The 25,964-nt window shown below is 73.6% G+C and carries 22 protein-coding genes; 4 read left to right on the top strand and 18 right to left on the bottom strand.

From position 1 onward, the window contains the following. The first annotated feature begins 93 nt into the window (after positions 1–93). From OOT42_RS05135 to OOT42_RS05125, 3 genes are read left to right on the top strand one after another with little or no spacing between them, the layout of a single operon-like run. Positions 94–942 carry an ABC transporter substrate-binding protein gene (locus tag OOT42_RS05135; RefSeq protein ID WP_273653870.1) on the top strand — a complete coding sequence of 283 codons (849 nt, stop codon included), beginning with the start codon at positions 94–96 and terminating at the stop codon, positions 940–942. Continuing rightward, complete coding sequence (locus OOT42_RS05130) at positions 939–1,832, top strand: amino acid ABC transporter permease (protein WP_273653869.1); 894 nt, start codon at positions 939–941, stop codon at positions 1,830–1,832. Before OOT42_RS05135 ends, OOT42_RS05130 begins: the two co-directional genes overlap by 4 nt. Beyond that, positions 1,829–2,569 carry an amino acid ABC transporter ATP-binding protein gene (locus OOT42_RS05125; RefSeq protein ID WP_273653868.1) on the top strand — a complete coding sequence of 247 codons (741 nt, stop codon included), beginning with the start codon at positions 1,829–1,831 and terminating at the stop codon, positions 2,567–2,569. The genes OOT42_RS05130 and OOT42_RS05125 overlap by 4 nt, the downstream gene beginning before the upstream one ends. A gap of 120 nt (positions 2,570–2,689) precedes the next feature. Here the strand turns inward: OOT42_RS05125 and OOT42_RS05120 are convergent, their stop codons facing one another. After that, on the bottom strand, positions 2,690–4,075 hold the full coding sequence (locus OOT42_RS05120; RefSeq protein ID WP_273653867.1) for an FAD-dependent oxidoreductase: 1,386 nt from the start codon (positions 4,073–4,075) through the stop codon (positions 2,690–2,692). 226 nt (positions 4,076–4,301) lie between these two features. On the opposite strand from OOT42_RS05120, the gene rarD reads away from it, so the two are divergent. After that, positions 4,302–5,342, top strand: coding sequence for an EamA family transporter RarD (gene rarD / locus OOT42_RS05115; RefSeq protein WP_423775962.1), 1,041 nt, complete (start codon positions 4,302–4,304; stop codon positions 5,340–5,342). A gap of 7 nt (positions 5,343–5,349) precedes the next feature. Here rarD and OOT42_RS05110 read toward each other — a convergent pair whose 3' ends face one another. From OOT42_RS05110 to OOT42_RS05030, 17 genes are all read right to left on the bottom strand, one after another. After that, positions 5,350–6,114 carry a PP2C family protein-serine/threonine phosphatase gene (locus OOT42_RS05110; RefSeq protein WP_273653866.1) on the bottom strand — a complete coding sequence of 255 codons (765 nt, stop codon included), beginning with the start codon at positions 6,112–6,114 and terminating at the stop codon, positions 5,350–5,352. A 170-nt stretch (positions 6,115–6,284) separates the two neighbouring features. Beyond that, on the bottom strand, positions 6,285–7,904 hold the full coding sequence (locus OOT42_RS05105; protein ID WP_273653865.1) for an RDD family protein: 1,620 nt from the start codon (positions 7,902–7,904) through the stop codon (positions 6,285–6,287). 163 nt (positions 7,905–8,067) lie between these two features. Then, positions 8,068–9,075 (bottom strand): polyprenyl synthetase family protein, encoded by a 1,008-nt coding sequence (locus OOT42_RS05100; protein WP_273653864.1) that lies wholly within the window; start codon positions 9,073–9,075, stop codon positions 8,068–8,070. A gap of 53 nt (positions 9,076–9,128) precedes the next feature. Further along, a complete protein-coding gene (gene nuoN, locus OOT42_RS05095; protein WP_273653863.1) occupies positions 9,129–10,826 on the bottom strand; it encodes an NADH-quinone oxidoreductase subunit NuoN in 1,698 nt (565 codons plus the stop codon). Beyond that, a complete protein-coding gene (locus tag OOT42_RS05090; RefSeq protein WP_273653862.1) occupies positions 10,823–12,367 on the bottom strand; it encodes an NADH-quinone oxidoreductase subunit M in 1,545 nt (514 codons plus the stop codon). The genes nuoN and OOT42_RS05090 overlap by 4 nt, the downstream gene beginning before the upstream one ends. Before the next feature lie 16 nt (positions 12,368–12,383). Then, a complete protein-coding gene (gene nuoL, locus OOT42_RS05085) occupies positions 12,384–14,366 on the bottom strand; it encodes an NADH-quinone oxidoreductase subunit L (protein WP_273653861.1) in 1,983 nt (660 codons plus the stop codon). A 10-nt stretch (positions 14,367–14,376) separates the two neighbouring features. Then, a complete protein-coding gene (gene nuoK / locus OOT42_RS05080) occupies positions 14,377–14,676 on the bottom strand; it encodes an NADH-quinone oxidoreductase subunit NuoK (RefSeq protein ID WP_273653860.1) in 300 nt (99 codons plus the stop codon). After that, positions 14,673–15,671 carry an NADH-quinone oxidoreductase subunit J gene (locus OOT42_RS05075; protein WP_273653859.1) on the bottom strand — a complete coding sequence of 333 codons (999 nt, stop codon included), beginning with the start codon at positions 15,669–15,671 and terminating at the stop codon, positions 14,673–14,675. The genes nuoK and OOT42_RS05075 overlap by 4 nt, the downstream gene beginning before the upstream one ends. After that, a complete protein-coding gene (gene nuoI, locus OOT42_RS05070; protein WP_273654781.1) occupies positions 15,668–16,345 on the bottom strand; it encodes an NADH-quinone oxidoreductase subunit NuoI in 678 nt (225 codons plus the stop codon). Before nuoI ends, OOT42_RS05075 begins: the two co-directional genes overlap by 4 nt. 163 nt (positions 16,346–16,508) lie before the next feature. Further along, on the bottom strand, positions 16,509–17,843 hold the full coding sequence (gene nuoH, locus OOT42_RS05065) for an NADH-quinone oxidoreductase subunit NuoH (RefSeq protein ID WP_273653858.1): 1,335 nt from the start codon (positions 17,841–17,843) through the stop codon (positions 16,509–16,511). Then, positions 17,840–20,482, bottom strand: a complete 2,643-nt coding sequence (locus OOT42_RS05060) for an NADH-quinone oxidoreductase subunit G (protein WP_273653857.1) — start codon at positions 20,480–20,482, stop codon at positions 17,840–17,842. Before OOT42_RS05060 ends, nuoH begins: the two co-directional genes overlap by 4 nt. Further along, the gene (nuoF, locus tag OOT42_RS05055; protein WP_273653856.1) at positions 20,479–21,819 is read right to left on the bottom strand and encodes an NADH-quinone oxidoreductase subunit NuoF; all 1,341 of its coding nucleotides are present in this window, start codon (positions 21,817–21,819) and stop codon (positions 20,479–20,481) included. The genes OOT42_RS05060 and nuoF overlap by 4 nt, the downstream gene beginning before the upstream one ends. After that, positions 21,819–22,769, bottom strand: coding sequence for an NADH-quinone oxidoreductase subunit NuoE (nuoE, locus tag OOT42_RS05050; protein WP_273653855.1), 951 nt, complete (start codon positions 22,767–22,769; stop codon positions 21,819–21,821). The genes nuoF and nuoE overlap by 1 nt, the downstream gene beginning before the upstream one ends. Beyond that, positions 22,769–24,112 carry an NADH-quinone oxidoreductase subunit D gene (locus tag OOT42_RS05045; RefSeq protein ID WP_273653854.1) on the bottom strand — a complete coding sequence of 448 codons (1,344 nt, stop codon included), beginning with the start codon at positions 24,110–24,112 and terminating at the stop codon, positions 22,769–22,771. The genes nuoE and OOT42_RS05045 overlap by 1 nt, the downstream gene beginning before the upstream one ends. After that, a complete protein-coding gene (locus OOT42_RS05040; protein WP_273653853.1) occupies positions 24,109–24,897 on the bottom strand; it encodes an NADH-quinone oxidoreductase subunit C in 789 nt (262 codons plus the stop codon). The genes OOT42_RS05045 and OOT42_RS05040 overlap by 4 nt, the downstream gene beginning before the upstream one ends. After that, positions 24,894–25,445 carry a NuoB/complex I 20 kDa subunit family protein gene (locus tag OOT42_RS05035; RefSeq protein ID WP_124344448.1) on the bottom strand — a complete coding sequence of 184 codons (552 nt, stop codon included), beginning with the start codon at positions 25,443–25,445 and terminating at the stop codon, positions 24,894–24,896. Before OOT42_RS05035 ends, OOT42_RS05040 begins: the two co-directional genes overlap by 4 nt. A gap of 101 nt (positions 25,446–25,546) precedes the next feature. Next, on the bottom strand, positions 25,547–25,909 hold the full coding sequence (locus tag OOT42_RS05030) for an NADH-quinone oxidoreductase subunit A (protein ID WP_124344447.1): 363 nt from the start codon (positions 25,907–25,909) through the stop codon (positions 25,547–25,549). Positions 25,910–25,964 lie beyond the last annotated feature (55 nt).

Here is a 25,964-nt window from a genome sequence, read left to right as displayed (position 1 = left end):
GTGACCCGCGGGTTCCCTCGTATTGTGTGCTCCACGTCCCGCCGACGACGCCGACGACGCACCCACCACCCCTCCTGAGCCCCGGAGCCCGTGATGCGCACAGCCCGCTGGACCGCCCTGACCGCCGCCGTCGTCGCCACGCTCGCGGTCGCAGCCTGTGCCCCGGTCGACGACGAGCCGACCGGCGACGCGACGTCGACCGCCGACGGGCTCGCCACCGTGCAGGACGGCGTGCTGACGATCGCCACGTCCGACCCGGCCTACGAGCCGTGGGTCGTCGACAACGACCCCAGCAGCGGTGAGGGCTTCGAGTCGGCGGTCGCGTACGCGGTCGCCGAGCAGCTCGGCTACGACGCCGACACCGTCGAGTGGACCGTCGCGAGCTTCGACCAGATCATCGCGCCGGGCGCGAAGAGCTACGACTTCGCGATCAACCAGGTGTCCATCAGCGACGAGCGCAGGAAGAACCTCGCGTTCTCCTCCCCGTACTACGAGACGACGCAGGCCGTCGTGACGCTCGAGGGCTCCCCCGCCGCCGACGCGGCCGCTCTCGCCGACCTCAAGGACGTGCGGATCGGCGCGATGGTCGGCTCGACCAGCCTGACCGCCGCGCAGAACACCATCGCCCCGACCACCCCGGTCTCGCCGTTCAACGACAACGACCAGGTGAAGCAGGCGCTCACGTCGGGCCTCGTCGACGCGATCGTCGTCGACCTGCCGACCGCCCTCTACATCACCGCGGCCGAGCTCGACGGCGGCGTGCTCGTCGGGCAGCTCCCGGGCAGCGCGGGCGGCGACCAGTTCGGCCTCGTCCTCGACCTCGAGAGCCCGCTGACCGCCGACGTGTCCGCCGCGGTCGACGCGCTGCGCGAGGACGGCACGCTCGCCGAGCTCGAGGCGCAGTGGCTGACCGACGCCGCGGGCGCCCCCGTCCTGAAGTGACGACCGGAGCGGCGGCGGCCCCGGTCGCCTGGGAGCCGTCGGAGCACCAGCGCGCCCGCGACGCCTACCGGCGCTCGCGGGCGCGCCGCTCGACCGCGGTCGCGATCGTCTCGACGGTCGCGCTGACCGCCGTCGCGGTGCTCGGGCTCGTCTCGTCGCCCGGGTGGCCGCGGGTCAAGGCCTCGTTCTTCGACCCCGAGGTCGCGCGCGCGTCGCTGCCCGCGGTGCTCGAAGGGCTGTGGCTGAACATCCGCGTCATGGCCGTCTGCGCGGTCGTCATCGTCGTCGTCGCGCTCGGCCTCGCGCTCGCGCGCACGCTGCGCGGCCCGGTCTTCTTCCCGCTGCGCGCGCTCGCGACCGGGTACGTCGACGTGTTCCGCGGGCTGCCGCTCATCCTCGTGCTGCTGCTCGTCGGGTTCGGCCTGCCGGGCCTGCGGCTGCAGGGCGTCCCGACGTCCGCCGTCGTGCTCGGCGGGCTCGCACTCGTCCTCACGTACTCCGCGTACGTCGCCGAGGTGTTCCGCGCCGGCATCGAGTCCGTGCACCCGTCGCAGGTCGCCGCCGCCCGCTCGCTCGGGCTCACGCGCGGCCAGGCGATGCGGCACGTCGTGCTCCCGCAGGCCGTCCGCCGCGTCGTGCCGCCGCTGCTCAACGACCTCGTCGCGCTGTCGAAGGACTCCGGGCTCATCTCGATCCTCGGCGCGATCGACGCGGTCCGCGCCGCGCAGATCGAGACCGCGCGCTACGCCAACTTCACGCCGTACGTCGTCGCGGGCGTCCTGTTCGTGCTCCTGACGATCCCCCTCACGCGGTTCACCGACGTCCTCGCTCGCCGCTCCGGCTGGCTCGGCGCGCAAGGGGCGCTCGCGGGCGGCGGGGCGCTGCGATGACCGACGCTCCCCTGCTGCGCGTGCGCGGGCTGCGCAAGGCGTTCGGCGCGCACGTCGTGCTCGACGACCTGTCGCTCGACGTCGAGGCGCACCGCGTCGTGGTCCTCATCGGCGCGTCCGGCTCCGGCAAGTCCACCCTGCTGCGGTGCGTCGACCTGCTCGAGGACGTCGACGACGGCGTCATCGAGCTCGAGGGGCAGGACATCACCGACCCGCGGCTCGACGCGAACGCCGTGCGCGCCCGCATCGGCATGGTGTTCCAGTCGTACAACCTCTTCCCGCACCTGCGCGTGCTCGACAACGTCACGCTCGCGCCGCGGCTCGTGCACCGCACCCCGCGCGCCCAGGCCGAGTCCGAGGCGATGGCCGTCCTGGAGCGCGTCGGCCTCGCCGACAAGGCGCGCGCGTTCCCCGACGAGCTGTCCGGCGGGCAGCAGCAGCGCGTCGCGATCGCCCGCGCGCTGCTCGGCAGGCCCGCCGTCATGCTGCTCGACGAGGTCACCAGCGCACTCGACCCCGAGCTCGTCGGCGAGGTGCTCGACCTGCTCGTCGAGCTCAAGTCGACCGGGCTCACGATGGTCGTCGCGACGCACGAGATGGGGTTCGCGCGCGAGGTCGCGGACGAGGTGTGCTTCCTGCACGCCGGGCGGGTGCACGAGCGCGGGACCGCCGCGCAGGTGCTGGGCGACCCGCAGGAGGAGCGGACGCGCGAGTTCCTGCGCCGGCTGCACGCGTGACGCCCCGGCACCGCGGCCGACACGCCGGCCACGAGCGTCATCGCGCCGGAGACCCGCCGTCGACGCGACGAGGCCCGGCACCCCTCGCGGGGGCCGGGCCTCGTGACGTGCTGCGTGCGGTCAGGCGGTCGGCAGGCTGCGGCCGAGCGAGATCGCGACCATGTCCTCGCGCGGGACGACCTTGACGCGCTCACGGCCGTGCGGCTCGCCGAGGGACTTCTCCCACGCGTCGAGCAGCTCCCAGCCGGTCCACGTGACGACGTCGACGCCGCGCGCGGCGAGGAACTCGTCGACGGCCTTCGGCTCACGCTCGGACGCGGTGTAGAACGCGTCACCGCCGGCCGCGACGTCCTCGCCGAGGTGGCGGATCGTCTCCGACGCGTCGGACTTGGTGTGGCCGATGAGGCCGACCGGGCCGCGCTTGATCCAGCCCGTCGCGTAGACGCCCGGGATGTGCTCGCCGTCGACGTCCACGACGCGACCCTCGCGGTTCGGGATGACGCCCGCGACGTCGTCGAACGGGATGTCGACGAGCGGCGACCCGAAGTAGCCGACAGCCCGGTAGACGGCCTGGACCGGCCAGTCGTGCGTCTGGCCCGTGCCCGTGACGTTGCCGTCGCCGTTGAGCGCGGTGCGCTCGGTGCGCAGCCCGACGACCTTGCCGTCCTCGCCCAGCACCTCGACCGGCTTGTGCAGGAAGTGCAGGTGGATGCGGCGGCTCGCCGTGAGCTCCTCGGGCTCCTTGAGCGTCCAGTCCGTGAGGGTCTTGACGACCTGCTTGGTCTGGTTCGAGGAGTGGATCGCGGCCATCGAGCCCTCGTCGAACTCGAAGTCCTCGGGGTAGACGATGACGTCGACGTCCGGCACGTGTCCGAGCTCGCGCAGCTCCAGCGGCGAGAACTTCACCTGTGCCGGGCCGCGGCGCGCGAAGACGTGCACGTCGGTGACGGGCGACGCCTTGAGGATGTCGTAGACGTTGGCCGGCACCTCGGTCGGCAGCAGGTCGTCCGCGTGCTTGGCGAGGATGCGCGCGACGTCGAGCGCGACGTTGCCGGCGCCGAGCACGGCGACGTGCTGCGCCTCGAGCGGCCACGTGCGCGGGACGTCGGGGTGGCCGTCGTACCAGGACACGAAGTCCGCGGCGCCGTACGAGCCGTCGAGGTCGATGCCGGGGATCGGGAGCGCGGCGTCGCGGATCGAGCCGGTCGAGAAGATCACCGCGTCGTAGAACTGGCGCAGGTCGTCGAGCTTCAGGTCGGTGCCGTAGTCGACGTTCGCGAGGAGGCGGATGTCGCCGCGCTCGAGCACCTTGTGCAGCGCCACGATGATCTGCTTGATGCGCGGGTGGTCCGGCGCGACGCCGTAGCGCACCAGGCCGAACGGCGCGGGCAGGCGCTCGAACAGGTCGATGCTGACGTCGAGGTCCGTCTTCGACAGGATGTCGGCGGCGTAGATGCCGGCCGGTCCGGCGCCGACGACGGCGACGCGCAGGGTCGGGGTGCTCACGGGACGGTTCGCCTTCCGATCGGGGAGCGGTCGTCCGCACCGCGGACGGGTGGGTCCAGCGGTGGACGTTACCGGGACGCAGCGGGCATGCCGACGCGGCCGTGCGGCGAACAGTCTAGGTCGGGGGGTGAGGGTCGCCTCACCCGTTTCACGATCTGGACCGCGGGTCCATGATGCAAGACAAGCGTCCGGTTTGGCGCCGGAGCGGAGCGCTTACGCTCGACAGGTGCCCCGAACACCCAACGCAGCGGGTCCCCTCCCCGCCGCGACGACCCCCGACGCCGCCCCCGACTCCCCCGCCGCGAGCACGCCGCCCACCGCCTCGCCGTCCACCGCCGCACCGTCCACCGCCGCGCCGAGCACCCCCGCCGCACGCGGCGGGCTCGCCGCCGGGATCACCGCCTACGCGCTGTGGGGCGTCCTGCCCCTGTACTTCCCGCTGCTCCAGCCCGCCGGCGCCGTCGAGATCATCGCCCACCGGGTCGTCTGGTCGCTGCTGTTCTGCCTCGCGCTCCTGCTCGTGACCCGCACGTGGCCGGGCTTCGTCGCGGCCCTGCGCGACCGTCGCACGCTCGGCCTGCTCGCCGTCGCCGCCGTGCTCCTCGCCGTCAACTGGCTCGTGTTCGTGTTCGGCGTGCTCACCGACCGCGTCGTCGACGCCGCCCTCGGCTACTTCATCAACCCGCTCGTCACGGTCGCCCTCGCGGTCCTCGTGCTGCGCGAACGGCTCCGGACCGCCCAGTGGGTCGCGCTCGGGTTCGGCGCGCTCGCCGTCGTCGTCATCACCGCCGGCTACGGGCAGCTCCCGTGGATCGCCCTCACGCTCGCCCTCAGCTTCGGGTTCTACGGCCTGCTCAAGAACCGCGTCGGCCGGAGCGTGGCCGCCGTCCCCGGCATGGCCGCCGAGACGCTCCTGCTCGCCCCGCTCGCGCTCGGGTACCTCGTCGTCCTCGGCGTCGACGGCACCGGCACGTTCGCCGCGTACGGGCCGTGGCACGCCGTCGCGCTCGTGTCCTCCGGCGTCGTCACCGCCGTGCCGCTCCTGCTGTTCAACTCCGCCGCACGCCGCCTCCCGCTCAGCGTCGTCGGCCTCCTGCAGTACCTCGCCCCGATGCTGCAGTTCCTCATCGGCGTCGTCGTGCTGCACGAGCAGATGCCCGTCGCCCGGTGGTGGGGGTTCGCGCTGGTGTGGGTCGCGCTCGCCCTGCTGACCGTCGACGGGCTGCGCCACCGGCTGCACCCGCGCAGGCACGCAGCGCGCGCCTGACCGCCGCTCAGCGGCGCGGCACCGTGGCGTCCACCACGACGACCGTCACGTTGTCGCGCCCGCCGGCCGCGAGCGCCGCCGCGACCAGCCGGTCCGCGGCCTCCTGCGCCGAGCCCGCCGCGCGCAGCTCGACCTCGATCCGGCGGTCCGTCAGCTCGTCCGTCAGGCCGTCGGAGCACACGACCATGCGGTCGCCCGGGCTCACCGGGAACAACCACACGTCCGGGTCGACGTCCGACGCACCGCCGCCGAGGACGCGCGTGACGACGTGCCGGCGCGGGTGGCGGGCCGCCGCGTCCGCCGGGACGAGCCCGCTCGCGACGAGCTCCGCGATCTCCGAGTGGTCCGCCGTGACCTGCTCCAGCACCCCGCCGATCATCCGGTAGGTGCGCGAGTCGCCGACGTTGAGCACGACCCAGCACGGCACGTCCTCGTGCTCCGTGAGGATCACGCCCGTGATCGTCGTGCCCGGCCGGCGGGACGACGACGACGGCAGGTCCCGTACGCGGGCGTGCGCGTCGCGCAACGTGCGCGACACCGTCGCGACGTCGGGCGCCGTCCCGACCAGCGGCCGCAGGGACTCGACCGCCAGGCTGCTCGCGACCTCGCCCGCCTCGTGCCCGCCCATGCCGTCCGCGACGACGTACACGCCGCCCGACGCGAGCGACGCGTCCTCGTTGGAGTCGCGGCGACCGCGGTCCGTCGCGACGCCCACGTCGACCCGGACGCCGGCCACGGCCGGCTGCACCGACTCGTCCGACGGCGCCGTCACGTCCACCTCACAGCGGGTTCGCTCCTCGGCGATGGCCCGCCGTCGGGAGGGCGGCCAGCGACCGCCGCGCTCATGCTACGGCGCGCCGGGCGTGCGACGGTGCCGTTCGTCGGGAACGCCCCAGGTGCCGGCCCGGCCCCCCGGTCCGCACGTGCGCGCGTCCGCGGCGGTCAGACGCGCTCGACGCGCACCGTGCGCTGCCCGAAGCGGATCGTCCAGCCCGCCTCCACGACCGCACGCGCGCCCGCCGCGAGCGCGGCACCACGGCCGTCGGGGCCGACGAGGAACGTGCCGTTCGTCGAGCCGCGGTCGACCACCCAGAGCCGACCACCGTCCACGGGGCCGAACGCGAGGTGGACCTTCGACACCGACCGCTGCGGGTCGTCCACGGCGACCACGTGGGTGGCGCCGGCGTCCGACGGGTCGCGGCCGACCAGCCCGTCGCCCTCGACGACGACCCGCTGGCCCGTGTCGAACACCAGCCGCAGCACGCCCGTCCCGCCCTGCTCGCGTGGACCGGGCGCGTCGCCCCGCAGTCGGGTGTGCTCGAGGTCGCCGAGCCCTCCCGAGGTGGAGCCGACCCCGCCCGCGTCCCGCAGACGCGTGTGCTCGACGTCCCCGGGGCCCTCGACCGGCGCGACGGCGGGCTCGACCTCGTCCCGCCGGCGCGTGGGCTCCGCGTCCCCGGGGCCCTCGACCGGCGCGACGGCGGGCTCGACCTCGTCCCGCCGGCGCGTGGGCTCCGCGTCGCCCGGCTGCCCGACGGGCCCCAGGCCGGGCCGCCGTGCGACCGGCACGAGCGGGACCGCGCCGGTGAACGCCGGCGGCACCTCGACCAGGCCCGGGGACGTCGAGGGCGGCGCGGCCGGGCCGGGTCCGCCCGGCACGGCGTCGATGACGGGACCGCCCGTGCGCGGGTCGCGTCGGGGGGCGTCCGCGATCCCCGCGGGGACGTCGACGAGGCCGCCGCCGAGCGGCGCGGGCGGCGGGACGACCGGCACGACGGCGGTCGGCGGCGGGCCGTCGACGAACGCGGGCCGGGGCGGCGTCGCGACCTCACCCGTCGGCGCGGACGGCGGCGGTGGTGCGAGCGGCGGGGCCTGCGGAGGCTCCGCTGCCGCGGGGGCGGTCGGGTCGGCCGGGACGGGCGGCACCGGACGGCCCGGGTCCACGCTACGGGCGACCGCCGTCTCCCAGGCCGACCGGGCGTCGACGTGCGGCCGGTGCGACGCGTCGGCCGTCCGCCGTCCGCGTCCCGCACCGGCCGGGCGCAGCGCACCGGCCCGCACGACGAGCGTGCCCGCGGCCTTGTCGTGCCACCCCCGCTGCGCGGGCTCGCGGTCCCAGACCCCCGACACGACCACCACGACCTGACCGACGAGGCACGCCAGCGCCCCCGCCGCCACGACGAGGTTGCGCAGCAGGATCGCCAGCAGACCCGCCGGGAGGCCGGTCCGGACGGCGACCGTCCGGATGCCCAGCGCCGCGCCCCCGACGGTCGCGCCGGTGATCGCCTCCGCACCCCACTGGCCGAGGCCGACGAGGAGCGCGAGCACGAGCGGCAGGAAGGCGAGCGGCGTCGGCCCGTCCGCCGCGCCCGCCGCGAGGGCCACCGCCGTGCCGATGCCGTAGACCGCCCCGAGCACGGCGCCGTCGACCACGTACGCGAGGAACCGGCGTCCGACGGGCGCGACCTCGTCGGGGGCGACGGGCACGCCGCCGGCGACCGACCGGCGCGCCGTCCCGCGCGCGGCGGCAGGCCGCTGCGGCTCGACCGGGGGTGTGCTCACGGTGACCTCCGTCGCGGCCTCGGGCGGGTCCGCGCGCCGACATGCTGCCAGATCGTGCGGACGGTGGGCGTGGACGTCCCGCATGTCCCGTCAGGTCTCCCCGGACGGCCCAGCGGGCGAGCGGCCGCCGCAACCGGCGCGGGCGCGGACGCGTCGACGCGGCTCAGGACGCGCGGTCCACCAGCGCGTCGGCGAACGCGACGAGCGCGTCCTGCACGGGACCGTCGGGCAGGGGTGCGAGCTCGGCGACGGCCTCCTGCGCGAGCGAGACGGCCCGCGACCGGGTCTCCTCGACCACCGGGTGCGCGCGCAGCGCCGCGACGGCCGCCGCCAGGGCGTCGTCCCCCGACAGGTCCGCGTCGAGCTGCGCCACGAGCGCGACGTCCTCCGGCGACGCGTCGGGCGCCGCAGCACGCGCGCGCAGCAGCAGCGCGGGCATCGTCGGGACGCGCTCGCGCAGGTCGGTGCCGGGGGTCTTGCCGGTGACGGCGCCGTCGGACGTGAGGTCGATGACGTCGTCGGCGAGCTGGAACGCGACGCCGATCTTCTCGCCGAAGGCGGTGACCGTGCGGACCACGTCGGGGCGGCAGCCGGCGAACATCGCACCGAACCGGGCGGACGTCGCGACGAGCGACGCGGTCTTGTCGGCGAGGACCTGCAGGTAGTGCTCGACCGGGTCTTCGTCGGGACGCGGTCCGACGGTCTCGTGGAGCTGGCCCAGGCACAGGCGCTCGAACGTCGCCGCCTGGATGCGGACGGCGTCCGGCCCGAGCCCGGCCACGGTCGCCGACGCGCGGGCGAACAGCAGGTCGCCCGTGAGGATCGCGACCGAGTTGCCCCACACCTCGTGCGCGCTGGGGGCCCCGCGGCGCAGCGGGGCCGAGTCCATGACGTCGTCGTGGTACAGCGTCGCGAGGTGCGTGAGCTCGACGACCGTCGCCGCGTCGACGACCTCGCGCCGCGCGCCGTCGCCGAGCTCGGCGGTGAGCAGCGTGAGCAACGGCCGCAGCCGCTTCCCGCCCGCGTTGACGAGGTGCCGCGAGGCGTCGTCGGCGAGCTGGTCGGCGTGCGTGACGGCGTCCCGCAGGCGTTCCTCGACGAGCGCCAGCCGGTCGGTGAGGCGGGCGCTCAGAGCAGGGTCCGCCAGAGCGATGGCGGTCGTCGTGGTCACGGCACGAACCTATCTTCCCCGCGAGGGTGCGTCGGACAGCCTCGCGGGGAGCGTCACGGCAGCAGCTGCGCCACGTCGCCGATGAGGTCGAGCACCGGCGACGGCACGATGCCGAGCGCCACGGTGAGCACCGCGCACACGGCGACGGCGACGACCGCGAACCCCTCGCTGCCGACGACCGTCGTGGTCGTGGCGGCCGACTTCTCGACGAGCGTCGCCGTCGCGGTGGTCCCGGCGGGCGTCGGCGCCTCGACGGGCGCGTCGGCCACGGCCGCGGGTGCGGCCCCGGTCGCGTCGTCCGCACCGCCGTCACCGGCGCCGCCGAAGAACATGAGCACGATGATCCGGACGTAGAAGAACGCGGCCGCGGCGGACGACAGCACGCCGACCACGGCGAGCGGCCACGCCCCGCCCTCGACGGCCGCCGAGAAGACCGCGAACTTCCCGATGAAGCCGGCGGTCAGCGGGATGCCCGCGAACGACAGCAGGAACAGCGCGAACGTCACGGCCAGCACGGGGTTCGTGCGGCCGAGACCCGCCCACTGCGACAGCCGCGTCGCCTCGCCGAGCACCGGACCCGGCTCGTCGCCGGTGCCGGCCGCGCGCTCGCGCACCAGCCAGACGATGCCGAACGCGCCGATCGTCGCCGCGCCATAGGCCAGCAGGTAGAACAGCACCGCCGGGATCGCGGACTCGTCGAGCGCCACGATGCCCGTGAGGATGAAGCCCGCGTGCGCGATCGACGAGTACGCGAGGATCCGCTTGATGTCGGTCTGCACGAGCGCGGCGACGGTGCCGACGACCATGGTCGCGATCGCGACGGTCCAGAGCACCACCGACAGGTCCCACTCGAGGTCCGGCAGCACGACGTAGACGATGCGCAGGAGCGCGCCGAACGCGGCGACCTTGGTGCACGCGGCCATGAAGCCGGTGATGGGCGTCGGTGCGCCCTGGTAGACGTCGGGCGTCCAGGTGTGGAACGGGACGGCGCCGACCTTGAACAGCAGGCCCGTGAGCACGAGGACCGCGCCGACGAGCAGCAGGCCGTCGACCCCCGTCACCTGGAGCGTCTGCTCCGCGATATCCGAGTACCGCAGCGAGCCCGAGTAGCCGTACAGCAGCGCGATGCCGAAGAGCATGATCGCGGACGCGAACGCGCCGAGCAGGAAGTACTTCATCGCCGCCTCCTGCGAGAGCAGGCGCCGCCGCCGGGCCATGCCGGTGAGCAGGTAGAGCGGCAGCGACAGCACCTCGAGCGCGACGAACAGCGTCAGCAGGTCGCCCGCGGCGGGGAAGATGAGCATGCCCCCGACCGCGAAGAGCAGCAGCGGGTAGACCTCGGTCTGCTGCAGGCCGCGGCGACGCGCGAGCTCCTCGTAGTCCGAGCTCGGCACGGCCGCGGCGGACGGCGCGAACGCGTCCTCGCCCGTGTCGGTGCGGTCCGCGACGACGAGGATCGACAGCAGCGCGAGCAGCGCGATCGTCCCCTGGAGCACGAGGGTCGGGCCGTCGACGACGAGCGAGCCGCCGAGCACGGCCGTGCCGCCGTCGGACGCGACGCCGGACCACAGCGCCGCGACGGCGATCAGGGCCGCCGCGGGGGCGGCCAGACCGAGCGTGACCTGCACGGGCCGCCGCACGCGGGCCGGGACGAACGCCTCGACCAGCACGCCCGCGACCGCGGCGAGCAGGACGATGAGCGCCGGGCTCAGCAGCGACCACGGGATCTCGGGCGCGGTGAACGCGTTCACTTGTCGGTCCCTTCCTGGGCGCCGTGGGGAGCGACGTACGGCTCGACGCCGACCTGCTGGAGCGTGACGTCGGCGGGCGGCCGGACGAGGTCGAGCGCCGGGCCGGGCATGAAGCCGAAGACGAGCATGAGCGCGATGAGCGGGCCGACGACCCACCGCTCGCGCCCGTCGAGGTCGGGGGTGGCCGCGAGCTCCTCGCGCACCGGGCCGGTGAACACGCGCTGGTACGTCCACAGCACGTAGATCGCGGCGAGGACCACGCCGAGCGAGGCGACGACCGCCGCCGCGGGGTGCCGGGTGAACGTGCCCACGAGGACGAGGAACTCGCTGACGAACGTCGACAGGCCGGGCAGCGACAGCGCCGACAGGCCGATGACGAGGAACGTGCCCGCGAGCACCGGGACGACCTTCTGCAGGCCGCCGAAGTCGGCGATCTGCTGCGAGCCGCGACGGGCGGCGAGGAACCCGACGACCAGGAAGAGCCCGCCCGTCGAGAGGCCGTGGTTGACCATGTAGAACGACGAGCCCGCGATCGACGTCGACGAGAACGCGAAGATGCCCAGGACGATGAAGCCGAAGTGCGACACCGACGTGTACGCGACGAGGCGCATGAGGTCCTTCTGCCCGATCGCGAGCAGCGCGCCGTAGAGGATCGACACGACCGCGAGCACGATGACCACCGGCGCCGCCCAGCGGGACGCGTCGGGGAACAGCGGCAGGCAGAGCGTGAGCATCCCGAACGTGCCGACCTTGTCGAGCACGCCGACGAGCAGCGTCGACGTCCCGGCGGGGGCCTGCTGTGCCGCGTCGGGCAGCCAGGTGTGCACCGGGAACATCGGCGCCTTGATCGCGAACGCGAGGAAGAAGGCGAGGAAGAGCCACTTCTCGAGCGTCGGGTCGAGCGACAGCCCGGTGAGGTTCTCGGTGAGGAAGCCGTCCGCGCCGCGCGGCCCGTTGAGGTACAGCGCGATGACGCCGACCAGCATGACGAGCCCGCCCGCGAGCGAGTACAGCAGGAACTTCACGGCGGCGTATCGGCGCTGCTCCCCGCCGAACATCCCGATCATGAAGTAGACGGGGATGAGCATCGCCTCGAAGACGACGTAGAACAGGAACACGTCGCGCGCGGCGAACACGAGGACGATGAACGCCTCGAGCAGCAGGACGAGCGCGAGGTACTGCCGGAGCCGGTCCGTCGGTGCCGTCAGCGAGCCCTGCTCGCGCCACGCCGCCAGGACGACGAGCGGCACGAGCACGACCGACATGAGCACGAGGACGAGCCCGACGCCGTCGACCCCCACGGCGTACGAGACGCCGAGCGCGGGGATCCAGGAGTACGTCTCGGTGAGCTGGTGGACGGCGGCGTCCGCGGTGTCGAACGCGAGCAGCGCGCCGACGGCGAGGACGAGCTCGGCGATCGCGAACCCGAGCGCCACCGTGCGGGTCCGGCCGCGCCAGCCCGCGGGCAGCGCCCAGAGGGCGACCGCTCCGAGGACGGGCAGCACGACCAGCGCGGTCAGCCAGGGGAAGGAGGTCGACATCGGTGGGGGCTCTCCCTCAGCTCTGGGTGACCAGGACGGCGACGACGAGCACGATCAGGCCGATCACGGTCGTCGCGGCGTAGGAGCGGACGTAGCCGGTCTGGACCCGGCGGGCGAGGTCGCCGAGGCCGACCGTCGCGCGGCCGACGCCGGTGACGGTGCCGTCGACGACCGCACGGTCGGCGAACACGAGCGACCGGGTGAGGTGCTGGCCGGGCTCGACGAGCAGGGCGTCGTTGACCGAGTCCTGGTACAGGTCGACGCGGGCCGCACGGGTGAGCGCGGTGCCGAGCGGCGGGACGACCGGGACCTGCGACACCGCGTAACGGCGCCACGCGAGCACGAGGCCGAGCACGACGACGGCGAGCGTCAGCGCGATGAGGACCCACGCGGGGAGCACCGGCTCCTCGTGCTCGACGTGCCCCGTGACGGGCTCGAGCCAGGTGACGAAGCGTCCGCCGAGCGCGAGGAACCCGCCGAGCCCGACCGACCCGACGGCCAGGATGATCATGGGCCACGTCATGAGGCGGGGCGCCTCGTGCGGGTGCTGCGCCGACCCGTCGGCCTTCTCCGACCAGCGCCGCTGGCCCTCGAACGTCATGAAGAACAGCCGGGACATGTAGAACGCGGTGATGCCCGCGCCCAGCAGCGCGACGGTGCCGAACACCCAGGCGCGCCACGGCTGGCCGTCGACGGGGACGAACGCGGCCTCGATGATCTTGTCCTTGCTGAAGAACCCGGAGAACGGCGGGATCCCGAGGATCGCGAGCCAGCCCGCCCCGAAGGTCAGCCACGTGATGACCATGTAGCGCGCGAGGCCGCCGAAGCGCCGCATGTCGACCTGGTCGTCCATCGCGTGCATGACCGACCCGGCACCGAGGAACATCCCGGCCTTGAAGAAGCCGTGGGTGACGAGGTGGAAGATCGCGAACGCGTAGCCGACCGGGCCGAGGCCGGCGGCGAGCACCATGTAGCCGATCTGCGACATCGTCGAGGCCGCCAGGGCCTTCTTGATGTCGTCCTTCGCGCAGCCGACGATCGCCCCGAACAGCAAGGTGATCGCGCCGACCACCACGACGACGAGCTGTGCCGTGGGCGCCGCGTCGAAGATCGCGCCGCTGCGGACGATCAGGTACACGCCCGCGGTGACCATCGTGGCGGCGTGGATGAGCGCCGACACCGGCGTCGGGCCGGCCATCGCGTCCCCGAGCCAGGACTGCAGCGGGAACTGCGCCGACTTGCCGCACGCGGCGAGCAGCAGCATGAGGCCGATCGCGGTCGCGGTGCCCTCGGACAGCTCGGACGCGCCACCGACGACGGTGCCGAAGTCGAGCGCCCCGAACTGGGCGACCATGATCCCCATCGCGACGATCAGGCCGATGTCGCCGACGCGGTTCGCGACGAACGCCTTCTTGGCGGCGACCGCGTACGGCGTGCGGTGGTTCCAGAAGCCGATGAGCAGGTACGACGCGAGACCGACGCCCTCCCACCCGACGAACAGCAGCAGGTAGGAGTCGGCGAGGACGAGCAGCAGCATCGCCGCGACGAACAGGTTGAGGTACGCGAAGAACCGGCGGCGCGCGTCGTCGTGCTCCATGTAGGCCACGGAGTAGACGTGGATGAGCGTGCCGACGAACGTCACGAGGAGCACGAACGTCAGCGACAGCGGGTCCAGCCGGAAGCCCGCGTCGACGTGGAACGCTCCCGCGTCGAGCCAGCGGCCGAGGTCGACGACGACGACACGCTGGTCCGCGGGGCGGCCCAGCAGCGCGAGGAACGCGACGGCGCCGGCGACGAACGCGCCCGCCGAGGCGAGGACGCCGAGCCAGTGGCCCCAGCGGTCCGCCCGGCGGCCGAGCAGCAGCAGGACCGCGGCGGACAGCAGCGGCAGCCCGATGAGCAGCGGGCCGACGAGGAACACGCCGGCGGTCACCGTCTCGCTGGTGTGGCCGACCGACTCGGCCGGCAGCGCCGCGGCGAGGGTGGTCAGGGTGTGCACGGGCCGCCCCTCAGCTCTTGAGCAGGTTCACGTCGTCGACCGAGGCCGAGCGCCGGGTACGGAAGATCGCGACGATGATCGCGAGGCCGACGACGACCTCCGCGGCGGCGACGACCATGACGAAGAACGCCAGGACCTGGCCCGTCAGCGCGCCGTGGATCCGGGAGAAGGTCACGAGCATCAGGTTCGTCGCGTTGAGCATGAGCTCGACGCCCATGAACACGATGATCGCGTTGCGCCGCAGCAGCACCGTCGTCGCCCCGATCGTGAACAGGATCGTGGCGAGGACGAGGTAGTGGGTGAGGCTCACGCCTGGTCCTCCTGTCCGACGACCCCGCGGGGTCCGGTCGACGGTCCGTCCTGGCCGCTGTCGCTCACGGCCGCGTCCAGGTCGGGCACGCCGACCCGTGCGCCGTCGGGGTCCGCGGCGGGCGGCGGCGTGGGGCCGTCACCGGTCGCCGGGTCGTCCGACGCGAACCGTCCGCCGGCCAGTCGGCCCGCCTGCACCCGCTCGATGCGCGCGGCGAACTCCGCGGCGTCGGCCTCCTGGCCGCGCACGCGCAGCACGCGGGGCACGGACTCCTCGATCGGCCGGCCGTCGGGCCCGAGCGCGGGGACGTCCATGGCGTTGTGCCGCGCGTACACGCCCGGCGCCGGCAGCGACACGGGGTGGGCGCCGGCCGCGACGCGCGCGTCCGCGCGCTCCTTCTGGCCGACGCGCGCGACGAGCCGGGCACGGTGCGTGTAGACGAGCGCGCCGAGCGCGGCCGTGACCAGCAACGCACCGACGACCTCGAACGCGAGCACGTACTCGCCGAACACGACGTGCGCGATCGCGACCGGGTTCGACGCCTCGTTCGCCGCGTCGAGCCCCTGGGCCGGGCCGTACGTGGCGCGGCCGACGACGCCCGCGAGCACGATGCCCAGGCCGACGCCGGCGAGCACGCCGATCCAGCGCTGGCCGCGGATCGTCTCGACGAGCGAGTCGGACGCGTCGACGCCGACGAGCATGAGCACGAACAGGAACAGCATCATGACGGCGCCCGTGTAGACCACGACCTGCACGACACCGAGGAACACCGCGTCCTGCGCGACGTACAGGAACGCGAGCGAGACCATCACGACGACGACCGACATCGCCGCGTGCACGGCCTTCCGGGCGAACAGCAGCCCGAGCGCGGCGAGCACCATGATCGGACCGAGCACCCAGAACAGGACCGCCTCGCCGGTGCCGGCCTCACCGCCGTCGAGCGCGGCCGTGCCGAGCGGTGCCGCGCTGAGCGCGTGCCCGAGGAGCGCGCTCATCGGGAGCCCTGCTTGGTCGCGGCGGCGGCGAGCGCGGCCTGCGCCGCGGCGGTCGGTCCGGGCACGTTCGCGGCCTCGACGCCCGCGCCGCCGGGCAGCGTCGGGTCGTCGGGGCGGTGCTCGGCGACCCACGCGCGCTGCGCGTCGTCCGGGCCGGTGACCTTGCCCTGGTAGTACTCGGTGTCGCTCGTGCCCTCGACCATCGGGTGCGGTGCGGAGAGCATGCCCTGGCGCAGCGGCGCGAGCAGGTCCTGCTTCTCCCAGATCATCCCGGCGCGCGTCGGCCCGGCGAGCTCGTACTCGTTGGTCATCGTGAGCGCGCGCGTCGGGCACGCCTCGATGCACAGCCCGCAGAAGATGCAGCGCAGGTAGTTGATCTGGTAGACGCGGCCGTACCGCTCCCCCGGGCTGAACTGCGCGTCCGGGGTGTTGTCGGCGCCCTCGACGTAGATGGCGTCCGCGGGGCACGCCCACGCGCACAGCTCGCAGCCGATGCACTTCTCGAGACCGTCGGCGTACCGGTTGAGCTGGTGGCGGCCGTGGTACCGCGGCTTGGCGGGGACCTTCTCCGACGGGTACTGCTCCGTGACCGTCGGGCGGAACATGTTCGACAGCGTGACGCCGAACCCGCCGACGGGTGCCAGCACCTCGGCGAGGCCCGTGCGGGGCTCGATGAGCGAGGTGTAGCCCTCGGTCTCGGGCGTCGCGACCTCGCCGCCGCGCGGGCGCGGCGCGACCGTGCGGCCGGGCTCGGCGCCGGCGGGCTTCGCCTGGGCGGGTCGGGCGGCGGTCGGCTCCGCGCCGGGCTTGCCCGCCTTGCCGGTGGGCTTGCGCTGGTCAGCCACCGTGCACCTCCTGCGTGACCTGGGGGACGTCGGTCGTGCCCGCCTGCGCGGCCGTGCGCTGCTTGCGCGGCGACGGCGGCAGCACCTGGCCGGGCAGCGGCGGGACGGGGTAGCCGCCCGCGTAGGGGTCGAACGGCTGCGGGCCGGACGGCTTCGGCGGTTCGGCGGGCTTCTTGCGCTCGGGGATCGCGAACGACACGAGCAGGCCGAGCACGACGATCCCCGCGAGGACGAACAGCAGCGTCCGCAGGTCGAGGCCCGAGAACTGCCGGACGCCCTGCACGACCGCGACGCACACGACCCACACGAGCGCGGCCGGGATGAGCACCTTCCACCCGAGCTTCATGAACTGGTCGTACCGGAAGCGCAGCACCGAGCCGCGGATCCAGACGAACACGAACATGAGCGCCCAGAGCTTGGCGAGGAACCACAGGATCGGCCACCAGCCGGTCTGCAGGAAGTGGTCCGCCGGGATGAACGGGGCGCGCCAGCCGCCGAGGAACAGCGTCGTCGCGACGGCCGAGACGTTGAGCATGTTGATGTACTCCGCGAGGAAGAACCACGCGAACTTCATCGACGAGTACTCGGTCATGTAGCCGGAGACGAGCTCCCCCTCGGCCTCGGGGAGGTCGAACGGCAGGCGGTTCGTCTCGCCGACCATCGACACGATGTAGAGGACGAAGGCGGGCAGCAGCGGCAGGAACCACCAGACCTGCGTCTGCGAGCTCACGATCTCCGACGTCGACATCGACCCCGCGAGGATGAAGACGCTGACGAGCGACAGGCCCATCGCGAGCTCGTAGGAGATGACCTGGGCCGTCGAGCGGACCGCGCCGAGAAGCGGGTACGTCGAGCCGGACGACCAGCCGCCGAGCACGATGCCGTACACGCCGACGGACGCGCACGCGAGGATGTACAGCACCGCGACCGGGAAGTCGGTGAGCTGCAGCGGCGTGACGATCCCGAACATGCTGACCGACGGCCCGAACGGGATGACCGCGAACGTCAGCAGCGAGCAGAACACCGCGATCATCGGCGCGACGATGTAGACGAGCTTGTCGGCCGCCTTGACGGTGACGTCCTCCTTGAACAGGAGCTTCATCGCGTCGGCGAGCGACTGGAGCAGGCCGAACGGGCCGTGCACGTTCGGCCCGGGCCGCACCTGCATGCGCGCGACGACCTTGCGCTCGAACCAGATCGCGAACAGCACGCTCGTCAGCAGGAAGACGACGATCGCGACGGCCTTGAGCAGCCAGATCCAGAAGTTGTCGTTGCTGAAGTCGGCCGCGACGGCGGTGGTGCCGTCGACCGCGAGCTGCAGGGTCATGCGCCGACCTCCTCGTGGGCACTGCGACCGGCATCCTGCCCGGTGCCGGTCTCCTCCCGGGTGACCTCACCCGGCGCGGCGGCGATCCGGACGAGGTCGCCCGCGTCGGCGTGCAGCGTGTCGCGCACGGCGCTGCCGGGCGCGTTCGTCGGGAGCCAGACGACGAGGTCCGGCATGTCGGTGACGACGACGGGCAGCGTGATCGTGCCGGCGTCGGTGGACACGGCGATCGCTCCCCCGTCGGTGACGCCCACCGACGCGGCGGTGGCCGCCGAGACGCGCGCGACCGGACGCTTGGCCGTGCCCGCGAGGAACGGCTCGCCGCTCTGCAGGCGGCCGTCGTCGAGGAGCTGGTGCCACGTCGCGAGGACCGCGGTCCCGGCGGCGACGGCGGGCGGCTCCGCGGCGGGCACGGACGGTGCGTCGACGCGGGCGCCGTCCCAGCCGCCGAGCTGGTCGAGCTCGGCGTGCACGGCCGTGAGCGACCCGGTGCCGAGCTCGACGCCGAGCGCGTCGGCGAGCCGGTCGAGGACGCGGTGGTCGGGCAGGAAGTGCGACGTGAGCGCCTGCGTGAAGGGGCGCGGGCGTCCCTCCCAGGTGACGAACGTGCCGGGCTTCTCGACGGGCGGCGCGACCGGCAGGACCACGTCGGCGCGGTCCGTGACCTCGGAGCGGCGCACCTCGAGCGACACGAGGAACGGCACGCGGTCGAGCGCCTCGCGGGCGATCGCCGGGTCGGGCAGGTCGGCCGGCTCGACGCCGCCGACGACGAGCCCGCCGAGCAGGCCGGCGCGGGCCGCGGCGAGGATCTCGGTCGCGGACCGGCCGGGCTCGGCGGGCAGGTGCTCGACGCCCCAGACGGCGGCGATGTCGACGCGCGCCCCCGAGTCGGCGACCGGGCGACCGCCCGGCAGCAGGCTCGGCAGCAGGCCCGTCTCGACCGCGGCCCGCTCGCCGACGCGACGCGGCACCCACGCCAGGCGGGCGCCGGTCCGGGCCGCGAGCCGCAGCGCGGCCGAGTACGCGCCCGGGGACGACGCGAGCCGCTCGCCCACGAGCACCACGGCACCCTCGGCAGCCAGCGCGGCCGCGGCGTCGCCGAGCACGTCGTCGGCGCCCGCGTGGATCCCGTCGAGCACCTCCGCCTCGGTGCCCGGGGCGGCCGCGAGCAGCGTGCCGGAGAGCCGCTCGAGCCCGCGGCTTGCGAGCGGCGCGACGGACAGCACGCGCGTGCGCTTCTTGACGACCTGCTCGCGGACCCGCAGGAACGCGATGCCGGCCTCCTCCTCGAGCTCGAGCCCGACGAGCAGCACGGCGGGCGCCGCGACGAGGTCGCCGAACGTGACCTCGAGCGTGCGGCCCGCGACGTGGTGGCCGAGGAACGCCTCCTCCTCCGCGGAGTGCGGGCGGGCGCGGCCGTCGACGTCGTTGGTGCCGAGCGCGACGCGCGCGAACTTCGACCACGCGTACGCGTCCTCGAGCGTGAGGCGGCCACCCGGGAGGGCGGCGAGCCCGGCCGCCGTCTCCCGCGGGTCGGACGGCGTCTGCGCCGCGCGCAGGCCCGCGGCCGCGACGTCGAGCGCCTCGATCCACGACGCGGGCTCGAGCTCACCGGCCGCGTTACGGACGAGCGGGGTCGTGATGCGGTCCGGCGCGGACTGCCACGTGAACGCGAAGCGGTCCTTGTCGGTGATCCACTCCTGGTTGACCACCGGGTCGTCGCCCGCGAGGCGCCGCAGCACGACGCCGCGGCGGTGGTCGACGCGAATCGCCGAGCCCTGGGAGTCGTGCTCCGCGATCCCGGGCGTCGAGACCAGGTCGAACGGGCGCGACCGGAACCGGTACGCCGCGCTCGTCAGGGCGCCGACCGGGCAGATCTGCACCGTGTTGCCGGAGAAGTAGGACGCGAACGGGCGGCCCGACGTGTCCTGCGTCGCCGCGCCCACCGGGGTGTCGCCCGCGAACCCGAGGACGTCGGTGTCGAACGTGCCGATCTGCTGCTGCGCGCCGCGCTTCTGCAGGTCGATCCACACGTCGCCCGCGATCTCCTCCGAGAACCGCGTGCAGCGCTGGCACAGGACGCAGCGCTCACGGTCGAGCAGGATCTGCGTCGAGATCGCGATGGGCTTCGGGAACGTGCGCTTGACGTCGACGAAGCGCGTCGTCGCGCGGCCGTTCGACATCGCCTGGTTCTGCAGCGGGCACTCGCCGCCCTTGTCGCACACCGGGCAGTCGAGCGGGTGGTTGACGAGCAGCAGCTCCATGACGCCGTGCTGCGCCTTGTCGGCCTCGGGCGACGTGTGCTGCGTCTTGACCTGCATGCCCGGCGTGGCCTCGAGCGTGCACGACGCCTGGGGCTTGGGCATCTTCGCGAGGTTGCCGTCGCGACCCGGGGCCCACACCTCGACGAGGCACTGGCGGCACGCGCCGGCCGGCGCGAGCAGCGGGTGGTCGCAGAACCGCGGGATCTGGATGCCGACCTGCTCGGCGGCGCGGATGACGAGCGTGCCCTTGGGCACCGTCGTCTCGATCCCGTCGATCTCGAACGTCACCGTGTCCGTCGGCTCGGGCGCGGCAGGCGCCGGTGCGGCCGGGACGAGCGGGGTCGCCGTCGTCGGGCCGGAGGACGTGATGGTCATGCGTGCACCCCCGCGAGGGCCGCCCGGTCGCGCCGGGGGGCGTAGGTGAACAGCGAGCTGTGCTCGGGCGGGAACAGGACGTCGGCGGGCGTGTGGGTGCCCGCCTCGAACTCCTCCCGGAAGTACTGCACGGCCGACGTGATGGGGCTCGTCGCGCCGTCGCCGAGCGCGCAGAACGCGCGCCCGAGGATGTTGTCGCACAGGTCGAGCAGCAGGTCGATGTCGGCGTGGGTGCCCTGACCGGCCTCGATGCGCTTGAGGACCTGGACCAGCCAGTACGTGCCCTCGCGGCACGGGGTGCACTTGCCGCACGACTCGTGCTTGTAGAACTCCGTCCAACGCGTCACCGCGCGCACGACCGAGGTCGTCTCGTCGAAGATCTGCAGCGCACGCGTGCCGAGCATCGACCCCGCGGCGCCGACCGACTCGTAGTCGAGCGGCACGTCGAGGTGCTCGGCCGTGAACAGCGGCGTCGACGACCCGCCGGGCGTCCAGAACTTCAGCTGGTGGCCCTCGCGGATGCCGCCCGCCATGTCGAGCAGCTCCCGCAGCGTGATCCCGAGCGGCGCCTCGTACTGGCCGGGACGCGTGACGTGCCCCGAGAGGCTGAACAGGCCGTGGCCCGTCGAGCGCTCCGTGCCCATGCCCTTGAACCAGTCCGCGCCGCCGCGCACGATGCCCGGCACCGACGCGATCGACTCGACGTTGTTCACGACCGTCGGGCGCGCGTACAGGCCCGCGACCGCGGGGAACGGGGGCTTGAGCCGCGGCTGGCCGCGCAGGCCCTCGAGCGAGTCGAGCAGCGCCGTCTCCTCGCCGCAGATGTACGCACCCGCACCCGAGTGCAGCGTGATCTCGAGGTCGAACCCGGAACCGAGGATGTTCGAGCCCAGGTAGCCCGCCGCGCGGGCCTCCTCGATCGCGCGCAGCAGCCGCCGGTACACGTGCAGGACCTCGCCGCGCACGTACAGGAACGCGTGGTGGCAGCCGATCGCGTAGCTCGTGATGATCATGCCCTCGATGAGGTGCTGCGGGCTGGCCATCATGAGCGGGATGTCCTTGCAGGTCCCCGGCTCGGACTCGTCCGCGTTGACCACGAGGTAGCGCGGGCCGCCGTCGGGCGCGGGCAGGAAGCCCCACTTCATGCCCGTCGGGAAGCCGGCGCCGCCACGGCCGCGCAGACCGGAGTCCTTGACCATCGTCACGACGTCCGCCGCCTGCATGCCGAGCGCGCGGCGCAGGCCTCGGTAGCCGCCCGCGCGCTCGTAGGCGGCGAGCGTCCAGGACCGGTCCGCGTCCCAGGTGTCCGTGAGGACCGGGGCCAGGGTCGTCGCCATCACGACTCCTTCGCGTCGTCGGAGGACTGCTTGCGCTGCTCCTGCTCGGCCGAGACGTCGCCCTCGCTCACGGGCGGGCGCTCGGCGCTCGACTGCTCGCCGCCCGGCGCGGGCGTCCCCGCCGGGGTGGGCTCGGCCGCGGACGCGGGACGCTCGCCCGCCGGTGCTCCGGGTGCCGCGGCACGCGGGGTGCCCCGCGCCGGAGTCCGGGCCTGCTCGGCGGCGCGCGTGCGCTCCTCGTCGGTGAACGCCGGGGCGGTCCAGCCCTCCTGCCGCGCGAGCTCGATGCCGCGCAGCGTCGCCGGGCCTGCGCCCACGCCCTCGTCGGCGCGCCCGTCGGAGAAGCCCGCGAGCACGCGGCTCATCTCCTTGAACGTGCAGACGTGGTCGGCACCGCGGGTCGGTGCGACGGGGGTCCCCGCACGCAGCGCCTCGACGACGTCGCGCGCCGAGTCCGGCGTCTGGTTGTCGAAGAACTCCCAGTTGACCATCACGACGGGCGCGTAGTCGCAGGCCGCGTTGCACTCGACGCGCTCGAGGGTGATCGCGCCGTCCTCGGTCGTCTCGTCGTGGCCGACGCCGAGGTGGTCGGAGAGCTCCTCCCAGATCGCGTCGCCGCCCATGACCGCGCACAGCGTGTTCGTGCACACCCCGACCGTGTAGTCGCCGTTGGGGTGCCGCTTGTACTGCGTGTAGAACGTCGCGACCGCGCTGACCTCGGCCGTCGTCAGCCCGAGCTCGGCCGCGCAGAACGCGATGCCGCGCGGGCTCACGTACCCGTCCTCCGACTGCACGAGGTGCAGCAGGGGCAGCAGCGCCGAGCGCTCCTGCGGGTAGCGGGCCTTGATGACCGCCGCGTCCGCGGACAGCCGCGCACGCGTCTCGTCGTCGAACGACGTGCGGTGCGTCGCGCCCGGGACGCGGGCGCCCCCGATCTCCTCGACCGACATCAGCGGTCCACCCCTCCGAGCACCGGGTCGAGCGACGCGACGGCGACGACCACGTCGGCCACCTGCCCGCCCTCGCACATGATCGACACGGCCTGCAGGTTGTTGAACGACGGGTCCCGGAAGTGGGCCCGGTACGGCCGCGTGCCGCCGTCGGAGACGAGGTGCACGCCGAGCTCGCCGCGCGGGTGCTCGACGGTCTGGAACACCTGGCCCGCCGGGACGCGGAAGCCCTCGGTGACGAGCTTGAAGTGGTGGATCAGGGCCTCCATCGAGGTGCCCATGATCTCCTTGATGTGGTCGAGCGAGTTGCCCATGCCGTCCGACCCGATCGCGAGCTGCGCGGGCCAGGCGATCTTCTTGTCGCCGACCATGACGGGCCCCGGGCCCATCTTCTGGAGCCGGTCCAGCGTCTGCTCGATGATCTTCATCGACTGGTAGCACTCCTCCATGCGGAGGACGACGCGCGACCACGAGTCCGCCTCGGTCGCGACCGGGACGTCGAAGTCGTACGTCTCGTAGCCGCAGTACGGCGCCGCCTTGCGGACGTCGTACGGCAGGCCGGCGGAGCGCAGCACCGGACCGGTGATCCCGAGCGCCATGCAGCCCGACAGCCCGAGGTAGCCGACCTCCTTGAGGCGCAGGTGGAGGATCGGGTTCGCCATCATGAGGTCTTCGAGCTGCGTGAAGTAGTGGCGCATCGTGGTGAGCGCCTCACGGATCGTGTCGATCGCGCCGGGCGGGATGTCCTGCGCGACGCCGCCGGGGCGGATGAACGCGTGGTTCATGCGCAGGCCCGTGATGAGCTCGAAGATCCGCAGGACCTCCTCGCGGGCCGTGAAGCCCACGGTCATGATCGTCGTCGCCCCGAGCTCGTTGCCGCCCGTCGCGAGGCACACGAGGTGCGACGCGATGCGGTTGAGCTCCATGAGCAGGACGCGGATGACCGTCGCGCGCTCGGGCACGTCGTCCGTGATGCCGAGCAGCTTCTCGACCGCCAGGCAGTACGCGGCCTCCTGGAACAGCGGCGCGACGTAGTCCATGCGCGTGCAGAAGGTCACGCCCTGGGTCCAGGTGCGGTACTCCATGTTCTTCTCGATGCCCGTGTGCAGGTAGCCGATGCCCGCGCGGGCCTCGGTCACCGTCTCGCCGTCGATCTCGAGCATGAGCCGGAGCACGCCGTGCGTCGACGGGTGCTGCGGGCCCATGTTGACGACGATGCGCTCCTCGCCGAGGCGCGCCGCCTCCTCGGCGATGTCCGACCAGTCGCCGCCGGACGCCTCGAACGTCGGGACGCCCGTCGTGTCGTCGTCGACCAGGTGCGCGGTCGCGTGGGGGGTGCTCATGAGTAGGACCTCCGCTGGTCCGGGGGCGGCACGGTCGCGCCCTTGTACTCGACCGGGATGCCGCCGAGGGGGTAGTCCTTGCGCTGCGGGTGGCCCGGCCAGTCGTCGGGCATCTCGATGCGCGCGAGGCCGGGGTGGCCGTCGAAGACGATGCCGAAGAAGTCGTACGTCTCGCGCTCGTGCCAGTCGTTGGCCGGGTAGACGGACGTCGTCGACGGGATGTGCGGGTCGGCGTCGGGCGCCGTGACCTCGAACCGCAGGCGACGCCCGTGGGTCACCGACACCACGTGGTAGACGGCGTGCAGCTCGCGGCCCGTCTCGTGCGGGTAGTGCACGCCGCTCACGCCGAGGCTGAGCTCGAACCGCAGGTCCGGGTCGTCGCGCAGCGCGCTCGCGACCGCGACGACGTGCTCGCGCGCGACGTGCAGCGTGAGCTCCTCGCGGTCCACGACCACCGACTCCACGGCGTTCGCGAAGCCCGTGCCGTTCTCGTCGAGGACCTCGGTCAGCACGTCGACGACCTCGTCGAACCAGCCGCCGTACGGCCGCTCGCTCGGCCCGGGCAGCACGACCGGGACGACGAGACCGCCGTACCCCGAGGTGTCGCCCGTCCCGTGCGCGCCGAACATGCCGTGCCGGACGTCGACGACCTCGAGCGGCGTGCGCGGGCTCGCCGGGACGTTCTGCCCGCCGGCCTCGAGCGCGGCCTCGCTGGTCGCCTGGGCCCCGGTGCCCGCGTCGCCCGGCTTCGCGGCCGCTGCGGCGTCCTTCGTCTCGTCGGTCATCGCAGCAGGCCCGTCATGTGCGAGGTGGGGGTCGCCGCGAGCGCGGCGGCCTCGGCGGCGGCCGCGGCCTCACGACGGTTCACGCCGAGCGGCTCGTTCTGGATCTGCTCGTGCAGCGTGAGGATCGCGTTGATGAGCATCTCGGGTCGCGGCGGGCAGCCCGGCAGGTAGATGTCCACCGGCACGACGTGGTCGACGCCCTGGACGATCGCGTAGTTGTTGAACATGCCGCCCGACGAGGCGCACACGCCCATCGACAGCACCCACTTCGGCGCCGACATCTGGTCGTAGACCTGCCGCACGACGGGCGCCATCTTCTGGCTGACGCGGCCCGCGACGATCATGAGGTCGGCCTGGCGCGGCGACGCGCGGAACACCTCCATGCCGAACCGCGACAGGTCGTACCGCGGGGCGCCCGCGGCCATCATCTCGATCGCACAGCACGCGAGGCCGAACGTCACCGGCCACAGCGAACCCTTGCGGAAGTAGCCGACCAGGTCCTCGACCGTCGTCAGCAGGAATCCCGAGGGAGCCTCTTCGATCCCCATGCGTCAGCCCTCCGTCCGTCGCCGTGCTGTGGTGCCTGTGGCCCTGCCTGTGCGCGCGCCCCGGGGAGCCTGCCCCGGCCGTCGCGCCCCCGTCCGTGACGTCAGTCCCACTCGAAGCCCCCGCGCCGCCACTCGTAGACGAACGGCACCGTGATGAGCACCAGGAACACGAGCATCGCGACGAGCCCGAACACCGCGAGGTCGCCGAACGCGACGGCCCACGGGTAGAGGAAGACGACCTCGATGTCGAAGACGATGAACGTCATCGCCACCAGGTAGTACTTGATGGGGAACCGGCCGCCGCCGATGGCGTGCGGCGTCGGCTCGATGCCGCACTCGTACGCCTCCAGCTTCGCGCGGTTGTAGCGCTTCGGTCCGAGGATCGCGCTGGCGCCGACACCGCCGAGCGCGAGCACGGCCGCGATGCCCATGAGGACGAGCAGCGGGGCGTACGGGTTGTCCATCAGGACGTCACTCCTCTTCGTCGAGGCCGAGCCGGGGGCGGGTGCGGGGCGGACA

It is taken from the genome of Cellulomonas fimi (assembly GCF_028583725.1).
Classification (GTDB): Bacteria; Actinomycetota; Actinomycetes; order Actinomycetales; family Cellulomonadaceae; genus Cellulomonas; species Cellulomonas fimi_B.
The sequence above is the reverse complement of the archived record's forward strand: the minus strand, read 5'-3'. Positions and strand labels throughout refer to the sequence as shown.